The following is a 14,256-nucleotide window of genomic DNA, read 5'->3' on the forward strand; positions in this document are numbered from 1 at the left end:
TAGCTGAAAACCACACTTAGTCAAAGTGTGTACAGGCCAGGGGTTCAATTACCTTGACCATCCTGAGGCTCCAGCGAACCGAGACCATGCTTACCAAGGCCAACACCACAATGATCAATAGGATATCAAGCACAGGTATCACAATGACAAAATCCAACAGGTAATACGCAAGGGATGGAATCGATTGATCGGCAATGTACGCAAGCACCGGCCCAAGGTTGTTTGCAAGCACCATGCCCGCCAGGGTTCCCGCACCTACCGAAATCATGGTAACCAACATGACTGTAGTAAAATACACCTTGCGGATGAAGACTTTCCTGGCACCAAGGAGGGTCAACATGGCAATCTTATGCTTGTCATCCTCGACGAGCTCCCGTGAAAGCTCACTGATGAAATAGCCGCACAGTATTGCAACGGCAACCATGACACCCAGCACCGCCTGTCGGCTGGTGTTGAGATTGGTCGCCACACTGTAGTTCTCCTCATCCCAGGATGTCACCGAATATCCTTTTGCAGCAAGTTCCTGCTTGATGATTTTCATCCGTGATTGCTCGACCAATAGCTCATAATAGGTCTCTTCCTTGCCCCCGAAGAGTCGATGCATCAGATCGTAGTCGCAGAATACCAGGTTGCCATCCAACTCCTGGTACCCGGAATCATACAAGTTGCGGATGACGCACAGCTGCGGCCGTATGCTGCTCTGACTGACCAGCATGAGTGCCACCCGATCGTTGACCTCTACTTCCAATTCCTCTGCCAAGGTGGTGCTCAGCAGTATCTGGGGAAGATTGGTCTCTTCGCTCGTTTCTTGGGCTCCCATGGTGAGCTGGGAAAGACGCATCTCATTGAAATAATCGGAACCCACCCCCTTGAGCCGAACCATCTTATTTGCTTGGGGACTATAGATGAGCGCATAACTCTGCGCTACCAGCTGGGTATCCAGGATCCCCTGTATCGGTTCAAGATCAAGTTCACCTGTCTCATGAACCTGCAAATGCCCGTTGCCCAACAGTGCGTACTTATCGGCAATCCCGCGACTCATGGATATGACGAAAATCTGGGCGAAAACCAAGGAAGCCACAACCAAGCTGATCAACAGGATGTTGAACAGTATTCGTTTTTTTGCTGCCCGACTGCCTCGATAGCCCAGTTTCCTGAGCACCATGAGGCGCAAAAGGGAATGTTTCAAGCATCCACCTCCAGCTTCTTGTCATGCAAATGGTAGACGATGTCGCAGCGGCTGGCAAACGCATTGTTGTGGGTGATCAGCATCAACGACACCTTCCGCTCGCTTACCAGGTTGAACAACAGGTCTTCGACCAACTGGGCATTGCGCTCATCAAGGGAACCGGTAGGTTCATCGGCAAAGATTACAGCCGGTTCATTCACCAAGGCCCTGGCGATGGCGACACGCTGACGCTCACCACCGGACAGTTGGTCACTGGTATGATAGAGCCGGTCTGCAAGTCCGACGGTTTGCAACAATTCCAAGGCTCGTTTCCGGGCCTGCTTTTCCGAACTGCCTGCGATCATGGCGGGAATCTGTACATTTTCCAAAGCGTTGAAATCATCAAGCAGGAGGCTGCTCTGGAAAATAAAGCCCATTCGTTTACATCGCAGCATGCTCAATTTCACATCATCAAGGGTGGAAATCTGCTGGTTCTCGAATATCACCTGACCGCTGTCGCAACCCAGCAGACCTGCACTGATTTGCAGCAGCGTTGACTTTCCGCTTCCGCTTCTGCCGGTGATGGCGATACTGGTGGAAGATGCAAGCGAGAGAGAGACCTGCTGTAAAATCTGGATCGGCTGGCCTCCCCTCAGCGTTGCAGGAAAGCTTTTGGAAACTTGCTTCAGGGATAACACTTCAGCTGACTTCATCATGTGAAAACATCTCCATAATGTCGGCTTTCAGGATTCTATGCGTCCCCTGGAAGGAGGCAAGCATACTGAAAACCAAGATCAAGACCACCAAAAAAACAACCTCATACGTTCTGATCTCCAGAACCAGGTGGACACCCATGGATTGGTATACGACATGGGAGAGCATCGGATAGAGGGCTATGGCCGAATAGGACAGGACAAGACCCAACACACACCCGATGAGGGTGACGAGAATGGACTGCATTACGAACAAGGCTTGGACCTTTTTCTTGGTCAACCCCATCGACCTGAGCATTGCTATCTCCCGTTGTTTGGCTAAAAGCAAACGACGGCTGCTGTTTCTGATATGGACCAAAATAACGATCACCATCAGAAAAAGCATGAGAGTCATCATCTTCTGCTCAAGCTCCATGGCACCATACAGGGAGGCATTCACTTCCTTGTACGTGGCGACATCCTCATACCCGAGTTTCAAAACCTGCTGCTTGACTGCAAGCACGTCGTCCCGGGTGAAGATTCCTATTCTCAGACGGGCATCGGGATTCAAGGAAAGCAGGGTATCGACATCGCAAAGAAAGGTCGCCCTGTCAAAATCATAACTGCTTGTATAGTAGAGCGAACCGATCACCATGCTTTTCTGGCTCGGTATCACGGTTGCCTGCCTGCCTTTCTTAAGCAAGGTTACCTTGACCTCATCCTTGAGGGCGTGAGTCACGCTGTTTGAATAGGATGAAGCAAGCATTCCCGGCACAAAGAGCTCGCCCCGGTAACTGTTGAGTTGGGAGAGAAACCTCCCCTCGGCTTCCATTCCCCTGATTCTTCCCGCCACCGTCCCTCCGTTTGAAGCTTGGGTGATGACGGGAATATCGGCATAGATGAAAGCTGCATCAACGCTGCTCAAGGCTTCAATCTCTTGTGCTGCCTTTTGGGCCGCCATCTTGTCACTCGTTGCAAGATCGACCTGCAGATCGAAGGATTCAAAGGTACGAATATCATCAAATTGGTCCCGCTGCAGCGCCTGCATGAAGGCCAGAACCGCGATGATGGCAAATAAACAGAGAGCCAGACCGATGGTGATGCGGATACTGGTCCCCCGATGCTTGTTCTGCTTGGAGAAAGCATACCGGGTGCAGAGGAGAAGAAGAGTCCGCATTTCAATAGTAGGTGATGGAAAGGACCCGCTTCCCATCAACGGCATAGGTGACATCAGCATATCGCCTCCCCTCGGTGTAGAGAGTTTGTACGCTGCTTCCATCTTCATTGTATCGGGTGCTTTGTACCACGCGTCCCCCTGCTTCCTCAGTCGATTCGACAAGCTTTCCCTCTTCATACTTTTTGCTTGTCATCTTGCCGCCCGCTTCGATAATCCGCTCTTCTATGAGCACTCGGTTTTCATTATACCTGTATTCAACGAGATAGGAAGGGTATTTGGAAGAAACCAATAGACCGGAAGCATCATACTGCTGGAGGATCTCTTCATCGCCCCGCTTTCGAAGGATGGAGAAAGCACCGTCCTCATACGTGGTTACCGAAAGTTTCTCCTGCTTCTGCTCGCCTATCCAATATTCTCCGATGGTCCTTCCCTTGGCAAAGGTGGTGAACAACTGCCCCCCTTCTGCATCGGAATAGGCATAGTAGGCATGGTCCTTGAACATCCCGAAGGTACGTAGATTGCTCTGGCCATCCGAAACTGTCAGAATTGTGGCAAGTGCTGCCTTGTGGTAGCCATAGAGTCTTGCCTCTTGAAGCCGTCCATCGATTACGTGTGTCGTCTGGACAAGCAGACCATCCGCGGAATACTGATAATACGTTATTGCAGATCCGCTTTGGCGGCGCACCAAGAATGCATCCTGATAGACTTCAATCAGGTCGGCTCTGCCATCGGCATACCTGGTCACCACTGTTTGTTCCTGCTCCCCGTCGAACATCTGCTTGACCCATACCAGTCCGTCCGGACCATGGAGCTGCGTCTGATTGGGAAGCTGGACCAAATAATACTGGTCATCATGCAGCCACTCACCCCTATCTTGTCCGATGCTGTTGGATGATCGCATCGTCGCACCCAACAGGGCTGCAAGACAAAAGAACATGGTGCAGGACAACAACAGGCGTTTCATGTTATTCGGCAAGCCCCACCAAGGTATCGAGGAACTCATCCTTGTCGAAGGGATGCATGTCCTTGTATGTCTCACCGGTGCCGACAAAGGCAATGGGAATATTCTGTTTCTCGCCGATTTGCACCAGGGCGCCGCCTTTGGCAAGACTGTCATATTTGGTGAGAATCAAAGCATCCAACCGGACAGCCTGATTGAAGAGTTCTGCCTGGCTGATGCCATTCTGCCCGGTTGTCGAGTCGATGACCAAAAACTTTTTGTAATGAACATCATCGATTCCCCTGCCCTTTACGATTTTGTCGATTTTCGAAAGTTCCCGCAACAGATTCTCCTTGTTGTGCATTCTCCCTGCAGTATCCACCAAAATTAGGTCCTCTCCTCTGGCTTGGGCTGAGGTGATGGCGTCAAACACCACCGAGCCTGGGTCGCTGCCGCTTTTCTGCTTGACTATCCGGCAACCAAGACGCTGTGCATGCACCTCCAGTTGATCGATCGCAGCTGCACGGAACGTATCGGCTGCAGCGAGGAGCACCTGCTTGCCCTGCTGTTTATAATACTGGGCGAGCTTTGCAATCGACGTGGTTTTGCCGACGCCGTTGACTCCAAGGATCAAGAATACTGTCAAACTTCCTGCTTCAAGATTTGGATTGAAAACCCGGATCTTGTCTGAGAGCAAACGCTTGACCAAAAGCTGCAGATCCCTCTGTGTCTTTGGTTTCTCACTCTTGGCCAACTTGCGGACTTCGTCCGAGATATCCATTGCCAGCTTGGCTCCCAAGTCTCCCTCGATCAGAAAATCCTCAAGGTTCTCAAAGTACTGTTCATCAAAAGTATTCATCCCGAAGAGCGCTTTTAATTTCGCTCCAAATCCTTTCAGCATATATAACTCCTAAAATAATATCACAAATGCGAGCCTGCCCGGGCTGCATATGAAGCGAGTTCCATCACCAGTGCAACACTGCCTACCAAAGCCAGCGAACTGGTTGCAACCATACCGACCTGCCAGAGAGGCTGGCTGGTCTGGTAAGTCTTTGACAAGGCAATGCATCCTACATAGCCTCCGAATACCAAGATAGTGTTTCTCAGGCGTTTATAGAAGTCTCTTTGACTGTCCAAAACCAGCACCTCGTTTGAGAGCTCGACAGGGGTGAATGATACCTCCAAAGTCTCCAAAGGAGTGTCCAGTTGCAGGATGCGGCTCTCAAATCCTTCCTTGGTGCCGGATAGCAGCATTGGATACGATGGTTCGAGCAGGGAAATGGAAAGGCCTGTGCCCAATAGCCTGCCATCTGCAAACCAGGTTGCACTTCCACTTTGCGAGCTGATTTGCAACGCAGGATGCTGGATTTTGGTCAAGCTCACGGTGATGTACTGGATTGCTTTCGACCTTACGGTCACCGTCATGTGCTTGTCTTCATAGCCGAGGGATGTACATACCAGCTCATGCTCTCCGACTGGAAGAAAAAGGGGGGCGTCCGGCGCGGTATGTTCAAAGCCGTCAACAAAGACCGTGAAAGCCGTATTTCCCTGCTCGAAACACAAGGCTCCCTGATCGGGGGAGCCCAACAGACGGAACATGTGTGCATCCAGCTCCTTGGAAAGGCTTCGGTACGAGCCATATTGTACCAAACGATCAAGCAAAGTCGTGCGTTCGATGAACAGAAAGTCGACAAGTATTCGGTTCAGATCCCCCATGGCTTGGGATTGCAGGATGAAAAGGCCGTCGTATTGACTATGCTGCATATACCAATCCAATGCATCCTTGCCTGAACGAAGCAGCGTTGCAAGCTCGCTTTGATACGGTTCAACGGTATAGTTGCAATCAAGGACCCGGCTGATCTCTCCAAAGACCTGCTCCTGCTGCAGCGCAGCCACTGTTGCGGCATCCTGTTTCATGTAGGCAGCATGCAATGCATCGATTCTTTCCTGCTCGAGGTGTAGGTTTTGTTTTTCCAGCATCACCTGATGCTGCCGATCATCGAGGTGAATACGCGGACCATAGGCTTTGGCCGAAGCGGCTACCACCTCGGCCATATCTTCCAGACCGGCATCGAGAGAAACAATGCCGACACGAAAAGAGGGGCCGGCTTTTTCAACACCGAACAAGGGGAACAAGAGAACAAGAAGGAGTGTCAGCAAGGCTGAGCGCCTGGCCATAGGCTACTCCTCCTTCTGGGCCCATTGGAGATAGCCTTCAATGAAATCCCCGATTTCCCCGTCCATGACTGCTTGGATATTGCCTACGGTCACCCCTGTCCGATGATCCTTGACCATTGTGTAAGGCTGGAATACATATGATCGAATCTGGCTTCCCCAGGTGATTTCCTTTTTTTCAATGGCGTCCTTCTGATGCTCCTTCTCCTTCTCTTCACGATAGTACTCGTACAGTCGGCTCTTGAGCATCTTGAATGCGACATCCTTGTTCATGACTTGGCTGCGTTCATTCTGGCATTGAACGACAATGCCGGTTGCATAGTGGGTGATGCGCACTGCACTGTCGGTCTTATTGACATGCTGTCCGCCCGCCCCTCCTGCACGATAGGTATCCAGGCGATAGTCCTCAGGCTTGAGGTCAATCTCGATGGTGTCGTCGATGACAGGCGATGCATAGACACTGGTAAAGGAGGTGTGCCTGCGTTTTTGCGAATCGAAGGGACTGATGCGGACCAGGCGATGCACGCCGGCCTCCCCCTTGAGGTAGCCGAAACTGTATGGTCCCGATACCTTGATGGTGGCACTTTTTATACCACCTTCATCTTCAAGAATATCGAGCACCTGACTCTTGAACCCGTTCCGCTCGCAATATCGGAGGTACATGCGCATCAGCATATTAGCCCAGTCACTGGCCTCATTGCCTCCGGCTCCTGCATGGATGGTGAGAAAACAGTCGTTCTTGTCAAATTTGCCATCAAGCAGCGTCTTCAGCTTGAGTTGGTTGTACTGGTCCTTCAGTGCTCCGATCTGCTCATCAATCTGTGCTTCTTCCTCAGGATTATTCGGCTCATCAGCGTAGATTTCCATCAATTCAGACATTTCTGCAATGGAATCGATCAACTCTTTCCAAGGGTAGTAGGAATCCTTCAGGCTGTTCAGCTTTGCAAACAACGCTTCGGCTCCCTTTCGGTCATCCCAGAAACCGGGTGCAAGTGTTTTTGCTTCAAGGTCTTGGATTTCAGAAAGCATGCGATCGGGGTCAAAGACGCCTCCATACGGTATAGGCTTCTTCTTTTATACTTTCAAACAGGGATTTATTCTGGAAAAACATGGGCTCACTCCTTGAGACGGTTATTTTCGTTCCACCCTGAGTCCAAGGGTAATTTTTCTCTCTGCTCCGCTTTCCAATTGGATGGGCCAAAAAGTCATGAACAACGTATGCTGGTACAGTTGTTCCACGCCGAGGATGGTGGATTTTTCAATAGTATAGTCTTCTTTCAACAAGGTAAAGCGGGCATCGGCAACCAAGGTAAGCGAGGTGCTGTTCGGCTCATCATACATCCTGATTGATTTGACATGCTCGAGGATGATTTCCTCTTCCTCGTGCAGTACATTCTTTTTGCTTTCGAGTTGAAAAAACGATACCCGATTCTTGAACGAAGCGATGGAAAGAGGAATCTCACAGCCATACAGAAAGCTGACCGGATGTTCGCTCAGATTGGTCAGTGTCACATCAAGCAACACGGTATTTTGTCTCAGCTTGAAGTGCTTGGATATCTCAAGCTCTCCATTGATGATTGTAGACCGGCCGGTTGAGGCGACAGCACGATACTCAGTATTTCGCCGGTCAAGGACGGAGAGGCTGTACACTGCATTGCTCATATCGAGACAGGAATGCTCATCGGTTTTCGAATATTCATCGAGCACCGAGTCATGTGGCAGAAACACATCGGTGAATAAGCGTTGCTTTCTTCCCGGCGGGGTTTGATGCAGGTTTTTCACGGTGCTTCCAAATCCCTTCATCACCGAAAGCGTGTCCCCGTAGTTGTATAAGGAAGGCAGGTATGTCAACTCGGCGAGGCTTCCACCCTTGGAGTCGACCACACAGCTCAGATATTTGCCAATGGCCAGGTATTCATCCAATGCATCGCGGTCAAAATCGGTGATTACCGGGTAGGAAAAATCGTTCAGGCCGGCCAGAACACTGTCTGCTTCACTGATGTATCTCCAGAACAGCTTTCTGACCGAACTGCGAAGCATGGTTGCATTGGCATCACACAGATACACTGCTCCCGTCGACATTTTTTGGATCAACTGCTCCAAACGCTTGCGAACATCCTTATCTTTCTTATACGAACGAGCAGTCTCAACCATAGAGGTGTACCGACCGTACATGTACGCAAAACTTTCGTCCTTTACAAAGAGTTCGTTGATGCAGCATAAATCCGATTTGATTGAGTCAAAGCCGTACCAACCTGCCTGCAGGTACCCTTTTGGAGGAAGTTCTTGTTCTCCGTGTATTTCTTCGATGCTCTGTGAACCGTAGTGCAGGAAGGTAGTAAACAGTTGGACCGTCTGCTCCTCACTGATGCCGCCCTGCAAAAGCTGATCGATATTCACCATGGCCATGATGAATTGTGGCCTTGCTTCAAACACCAAGCGGATTTGATCAAGCAGATTGCCAAAGCTTATCTCCTTTGCCCCAAACTTTTGCACCAGTGAGTTGATGGGAGAGCTTGTCGGGATCACTGAAATGGATTTGCCCATTTCCTGCATGGAAAACGGTTGGGAGAACTGTTGTTTCGGCTTGTCGCAATCATAGGAAGAGATGACCAGGGAATCAACACAACATAAATTCATGGTATTGATGTAGTTCGGATTGAATACCTGGGCATAGCTGAACATCGTTTTTGAACGTTGTCCGTATCGCTTGCGCAAATAGGTGGTGGTAAGCTCAACCTGATTCGATCGATCTTTCGGAGAGATCAGATTGAGAATGCTTTGATGATAGGAACCTGTCAAAAATTCGATTTTGCCCTGCCTTGCCAAATCGGCGAGCAAAAGATTGACAGGTTGTTGAGTCAACTCCAACCACTCCAGCACCGGCACCCCCAAAGAGAGCTGCAGCACAGATCCTTCACTGTGGTGCAAAAGCGTCAGCATTGGCTTGATTACAGCAGTAAGTGCCCGCTCGAATGCGGGCACTGGTACACCTTGGCTAAGTTGACTGTAGGCACCTATCAGTACTTTCATCCATTACCGCTTGATGATGATTTTTGTCGGACACGCCTGGGCAGCCTCTTCTATTTGACTGTGCGGGAGCGTCTGATCAAAGACAGCAAGGAATCGATCGACCTTGCATCCTGATTCAGGATACTTGGTTTCACAAATCTTACATCCTATGCATCCAACCGTACACTGTTTGCGAACCTTTCCACCGGGCTCGTGACTATTGCAGTCGATGACATACTCACTGTCTTCATAGATCATCTGCATGACCCCGGTGGGACAGATTGCGACGCACTTCTCACAGCTGATGCAAAGTTTTTCATCAACTATAATATACCCATCCTTATCCTTAGAGATAGCCCCAACCGGACAAACTTTTATGCAACTGCCCAAATGCATGCATCCGCTCTTGCAATTATTATCACCGCCGAACAGAAGCGAGGCGGCATTGCAGTCAAGCAACCCCTCATAATTGTAGTCTTTTACCGTGAACTCAGTGTTGCCCTTGCACATGACATGTGCGACTTTGCGGCGGTCATCACCGCTCGCTTCCACCTTTTTGCCCATGATCTCGGCCATTTTGGCAACAAGAGAGGGACCTCCAGGGCTGCAAAGCCCGATTTCAGCTTCACCCAAGGCGACGGCAGCGGCATATGCATTACAACCGGCATAGCCACAGACACCACAGTTGGCACCAGGCATGATCGGTTCGAGGGCAAGAACTCTCGGGTCTTTCTTGATCGCAAGTTTCTTCTCAGCATAGGAAAGACCGAATCCAAACAAGCCGCCGAGGACGGCTACCACAAGAATAGCAAAGAGAATATTCACATCTCCCCCCTTATACCAAATGCAGGTTGGTGATCAAGGACTTGTCGAAGGCCATGAATGCCAAGGCCATCAAACCCGCACTGATGAAAGCAATCGGCATGCCGCGATACGCCTTGCGCACCGGCTGAAGATCAAGACGCTCGCGGATATTGCTCATCAAAACAATGGCAAGGGTGAACCCCAGTCCGGCAGCAAGTCCTGCAGTGAAGGCTTCCATCACATTATAATTGTTGGAGATGTTGATGATTGCAATACCGAGTACTGCACAGTTGGTGGTGATGAGGGGAAGATAGATGCCTAGTGCCTTATACAGAGCAGGGCTGATCTTCTGAATCACCATCTCAAGAAGCTGTACCAAGCTGGCGATGACCAGAATGAAGGTCAGCGTCTGCAGGTACTGCAGGTTGAAAGGAACCAGCAAGAAATAGTAGATGGCCCAGGTGACAACCGAGGCTACGGTGGTAACAAAGGTAACAGAGGCACCCATGCCGATGGCATTCTCGCTGTTCTTGGAGACCCCGATGAACGGACAAAGTCCCAAAAACTGTACAAGAATGAAGTTGTTGATAAAAATGAACGTTAAAAGTATTGCGATATAGCTCATGTTACCTATCCTTCTTTCTCAAGGTGTTCCAGTCGAAAAACGCCTTCAGGAATCCCATCAGCAGCAATGCCCCCGGGGCCAAGGCCAGAACACGGATCGGGTTGTTGATGAACCATGGGATGTTGATGACACCGCTGAAAGTACCAACAGGAAACAAAGTAATGGTTCCTGAACCAAACAACTCACGGATGAGGGCGATCAGGGTTATACCCAAGGCAAATCCGATCGACATGCCCAGTGCATCAAGAATTGAGTCAAGCACGGTATTCTTGCTTGCAAACGCCTCGGCCCTTCCAAGAATGATGCAGTTGACAACTATCAAGGGTAGATACACTCCAAGAGCGCTGTAGACTGCAGGGACAAATGCATGCATCACCATCTCGGTGATGGAAACCAAACTCGCGATGATGACGATATAGGCAGGAATATGAATGCTTGCAGGAATGACTTTCCGCAAGGCCGAGATGAAAATATTGCTGAACAGCAATACGAACATGACGCCTGCCGACATGCCGATGGCATTTGAAACCTGACTGGATACACCCAGCGTCGGGCACAGGCCGAGGACGATGACAAACACCGGGTTCTCTTTGAATATACCTTTGGTGAGTTCTTTCAAATTGGCTTTCACTTTACACCTCCAAGGCTTTTCACATATTCACTGCCGCCGTTGATCGCTTTGGCAATTGCAGTGAACGTTACCGAGGAACCGCTGACTGCCTGCGCATCGCCGGAACTGAGCATGGTCTTGTTCGTCGGGACGGGCTTCGCTCCACCGGTGCCCTTGAATTTGTCCATATACCCATCGTCTTCGGCTTTCTTGCCAAGCCCGGGTGTCTCGTTGTGGGTCAACAGCTGGGCGAACAACATTTCTCCTTGAGTGGTATAGGATGCCACCAACGTCATTTCACCGCCATATCCAGCGGTTTTCAGCCCCAGGATGTATCCCGCAACCTCGGTATCCTTCTGCAAGTCGATGACATAGGTAACGTAAGCATGGCCGGTGACTTCTTTCTGCTCGCCGATATCGTATCCGGCGCTCACTGCTTCAAGCGCCTTTACCCGATTGTTTGAGTCCATTTGGGCAATGACAGGAGAGGTGATGGAATTGGTCAAGGCGAGTGCAAAAGCGCTTACTGCACAGATGGTAAGAAGGATCATGGCATACTTGATATTTTTTCTCATACTTTTGCCTCCTTCTGCTTCTTGCGCAGTTCTCTGGTATCACCGAACTTGCGCGGAATGATATACCGGTCGATGGTGGGGGCCAGAATATTCATCAGAAGGATGGAGACCGAGACCGCCTCGGGCATGCTGCCGAAATATCTGAAGAGGAAGGTAAAGAAGCCACACCCCAGACCGTAGATCATCTGCCCTTTGCGGGTAATCGGGCTGGTGACATAGTCGGTTGCCATGAACAAGGCACCGAGCATCAGGCCGCCGCTGAACATCGAAGGGAAGAAGGCTCCGCTGAAAGCTCCATTGGCCGAGGGAATACCACCGAAAATCCAAGAGAACACACCGACACTCAAAAGATATGTAACGGGAATATGCCAGGTGATGATCTTGGTGACAAGTAGGAAAATCCCGCCAATGAGAAGGGCCAGTGCACTCACCTCACCGATACAGCCGGCTACATTGCCCAAGAAAGAGTCAATGCTGTAGGCGCTGAATCCTGTGGCTGCTGAAATCGATTGGGCAAATGAGGTTGCAGGATACGAAGAAGACTGCAAAAGGGCGTTTGTATCCATGCCGAGAGTACCCGAGGCGATGGCTGTTTTTGCAAATCCCAGCGGAGTTGCCGAAGCCAGTGCATCCGGCATCGCAGAAGCGAGCGTCTTGGGGGTGACGAAGCTGGACATCGGGGTTGTAAACGAAAAGAACACGAACACACGGCCTGCAAGCGCCGGGTTGGCCCAGTTGGCTCCCAAGCCCCCGAACACCCACTTTGCAACAAAAATCGCAAAGGCACTTGCCAAAACGGGAATGAACAAAGGAATCGAAGGGCTCATGTTCAATCCAACCAACAAGCCCGTAAGGAATGCAGAACCATCCCAGAGCGTCGATTCCTTGCTGAGTTTGCCCAAGAGAAATTCACAGAGCAACGAACTTGCGATGGCCACCGCAAGAACAAGAGCTGAACGCAGGCCGAATACATAGACACCCCACAGGGTGGCTGGAGTCAGTGCAAGCGATACCATCCACATGATGGATGCAGTGTCCGTCTTCGCATGAAGGTGTGGTGAAGAGGAAACCGTCAAGGTAGGTTTATTCATTTCTTCTTTCTCCCCAGTTTCTTTCCAGTCTTCATGGTGTGCACAAGAGGAAGATGTGCAGGACAGACATAGGAGCAACAACCGCACTCCTTGCAGTCCATCAGACTGGTTTGCATCGCCTCTTCATAGTGACCATTGGTGATCAGGCGATACAGCTTGGCCGGCATCAATCCGATGGGACAGGCTGCTACGCAGCGTCCACAGTTGAGGCATGCCGTTGTGCGAACCTTTTTTTGTGGAGGCAGAGCGAGCAATCCGCTGCTTCCCTTGGTGATGGGTGTTTCCATATCAAAGAAGGAGAAGCCCATCATGGGACCACCGCTGACCAGTTTTTCCGGTTCGCTTGAGAAACCGTCGCAGAAGGCGAGCAAATCGCTTACCTTGGTTCCTATGGGAGCAAGAATGTTCTTGGGCTTTGCTATGCATTCACCGGTGACGCTGATCACCCGTTCATACAGGCTCTTCCCCAATACGATCGCTTCGTACACTGCATTGCAGGTTCCGATATTGGCAACCACGGCTCCAACATCGAGAGGTAGCTTGCCCGAAGGAATTTCACGGTTTATGGTTGCCTTGAGCAGCTGCTTCTCATCTCCCTGGGGATACTTTATTTTCAAACCCATGATTTCAATCGGATAGCCCTTCTGTTTGACAATGTCCTTCAGATGGGCGATACAGTCAGGTTTGTTCATTTCGATACCGACAATAATCCGCTGAGCTCCGATAATCTTGGCGCAGATCATGGCTCCTTCAAGAACCTCTTCGCCTTTTTCGAGCATGATGCGGTAGTCGGCGGTCAGGTAGGGTTCACACTCAACACCATTGACCACGAAGGCTTCAACCTTCTTGTCTCGGGGTACGGTGAATTTCACATGAGCCGGGAACGTAGCCCCACCCATGCCTACAATACCCAGATCCTTGATTTTCGCAAGCAGTTCGGCACTGCTTTGCCCTTTCCAATCAAGCATTTCGCTTTTCTGGTCGGGCTGTTCGGCATCGGGAATTATCACAAACGCATCGCATTGGACGCTGTTGGCGAGCGTGATCCGTCTTATTTCCTTGACAACGCCGCTGACAGGTGAGTGGACATCAGCGCTGATGAACCCTGCACTCTCCCCTATCTTCTCTCCCTTACGTACGGTATCGCCCTTGGCTTTCAGGGCTTTCGCCGGTGCACCAAGGTGCTGTGACAGTGCGACGATCAACTCCGACGGCATTGGTAGTCTTTCAATCGACTGGGAACGGCTGAATACCTTCTTGTCATCAGGATGCACACCACCCTTGCTGAACGTAGGTACTTTCTGCATGCATAACGCTCCTTGTGTAGATGATTATCAGAACAGACTGAGAATTTTAGCAAATACAGTGCTATTGTACAAGAATTTCG

14 protein-coding genes are annotated in these 14,256 nt (G+C 50.4%); all 14 read right to left on the bottom strand.

Annotated elements, in window-relative coordinates:
• Positions 1-16: 16 nt before the first annotated feature.
• Positions 17-1,189 (bottom strand): ABC transporter permease, encoded by a 1,173-nt coding sequence (locus B3K89_RS11530; protein ID WP_293893675.1) that lies wholly within the window; start codon positions 1,187-1,189, stop codon positions 17-19.
• Complete coding sequence (locus B3K89_RS11535) at positions 1,186-1,884, bottom strand: ABC transporter ATP-binding protein (protein WP_293893673.1); 699 nt, start codon at positions 1,882-1,884, stop codon at positions 1,186-1,188. The genes B3K89_RS11530 and B3K89_RS11535 overlap by 4 nt, the downstream gene beginning before the upstream one ends.
• Positions 1,868-3,097: an ABC transporter permease gene (locus B3K89_RS11540; RefSeq protein WP_345907429.1), complete on the bottom strand. Its 1,230-nt coding sequence runs from the start codon at positions 3,095-3,097 to the stop codon at positions 1,868-1,870. The genes B3K89_RS11535 and B3K89_RS11540 overlap by 17 nt, the downstream gene beginning before the upstream one ends.
• Entirely contained in the window at positions 3,039-4,001 is a 963-nt protein-coding gene (locus B3K89_RS11545) for a hypothetical protein (protein WP_345907430.1), read from the bottom strand. The genes B3K89_RS11540 and B3K89_RS11545 overlap by 59 nt, the downstream gene beginning before the upstream one ends.
• 1 nt (position 4,002) lies before the next feature.
• Positions 4,003-4,878, bottom strand: a complete 876-nt coding sequence (gene ftsY, locus B3K89_RS11550) for a signal recognition particle-docking protein FtsY (RefSeq protein WP_293893664.1) — start codon at positions 4,876-4,878, stop codon at positions 4,003-4,005.
• A gap of 20 nt (positions 4,879-4,898) precedes the next feature.
• Positions 4,899-6,155 carry a hypothetical protein gene (locus tag B3K89_RS11555; protein ID WP_293893661.1) on the bottom strand — a complete coding sequence of 419 codons (1,257 nt, stop codon included), beginning with the start codon at positions 6,153-6,155 and terminating at the stop codon, positions 4,899-4,901.
• Between the two features lie 3 nt (positions 6,156-6,158).
• A protein-coding gene (gene prfB, locus B3K89_RS11560; RefSeq protein ID WP_293893658.1) for a peptide chain release factor 2 occupies positions 6,159-7,263 on the bottom strand; the annotation gives its coding sequence in 2 pieces (ribosomal slippage) (positions 6,159-7,193 and positions 7,195-7,263; 1,104 coding nt in all).
• A gap of 20 nt (positions 7,264-7,283) precedes the next feature.
• Positions 7,284-9,137, bottom strand: coding sequence for an alpha-amylase/4-alpha-glucanotransferase domain-containing protein (locus B3K89_RS11565; protein ID WP_345907431.1), 1,854 nt, complete (start codon positions 9,135-9,137; stop codon positions 7,284-7,286).
• 51 nt (positions 9,138-9,188) lie between these two features.
• A complete protein-coding gene (locus tag B3K89_RS11570) occupies positions 9,189-9,989 on the bottom strand; it encodes an RnfABCDGE type electron transport complex subunit B (protein WP_293893653.1) in 801 nt (266 codons plus the stop codon).
• 10 nt (positions 9,990-9,999) lie between these two features.
• Complete coding sequence (gene rsxA / locus B3K89_RS11575) at positions 10,000-10,593, bottom strand: electron transport complex subunit RsxA (RefSeq protein ID WP_293893650.1); 594 nt, start codon at positions 10,591-10,593, stop codon at positions 10,000-10,002.
• Position 10,594: 1 nt separating this feature from the next.
• Complete coding sequence (gene rsxE / locus B3K89_RS11580) at positions 10,595-11,224, bottom strand: electron transport complex subunit RsxE (RefSeq protein WP_293893647.1); 630 nt, start codon at positions 11,222-11,224, stop codon at positions 10,595-10,597.
• Entirely contained in the window at positions 11,221-11,778 is a 558-nt protein-coding gene (locus B3K89_RS11585; protein ID WP_345907432.1) for an FMN-binding protein, read from the bottom strand. Before B3K89_RS11585 ends, rsxE begins: the two co-directional genes overlap by 4 nt.
• Entirely contained in the window at positions 11,775-12,869 is a 1,095-nt protein-coding gene (locus tag B3K89_RS11590) for an RnfABCDGE type electron transport complex subunit D (RefSeq protein WP_293893641.1), read from the bottom strand. The genes B3K89_RS11585 and B3K89_RS11590 overlap by 4 nt, the downstream gene beginning before the upstream one ends.
• Positions 12,866-14,176: an electron transport complex subunit RsxC gene (rsxC, locus tag B3K89_RS11595; RefSeq protein WP_293893638.1), complete on the bottom strand. Its 1,311-nt coding sequence runs from the start codon at positions 14,174-14,176 to the stop codon at positions 12,866-12,868. The genes B3K89_RS11590 and rsxC overlap by 4 nt, the downstream gene beginning before the upstream one ends.
• Positions 14,177-14,256: the final 80 nt, after the last annotated feature.

Source organism: Sphaerochaeta sp. UBA5849, assembly GCA_002432715.1.
In the GTDB taxonomy this organism is placed as follows: domain Bacteria; phylum Spirochaetota; class Spirochaetia; order Sphaerochaetales; family Sphaerochaetaceae; genus Sphaerochaeta.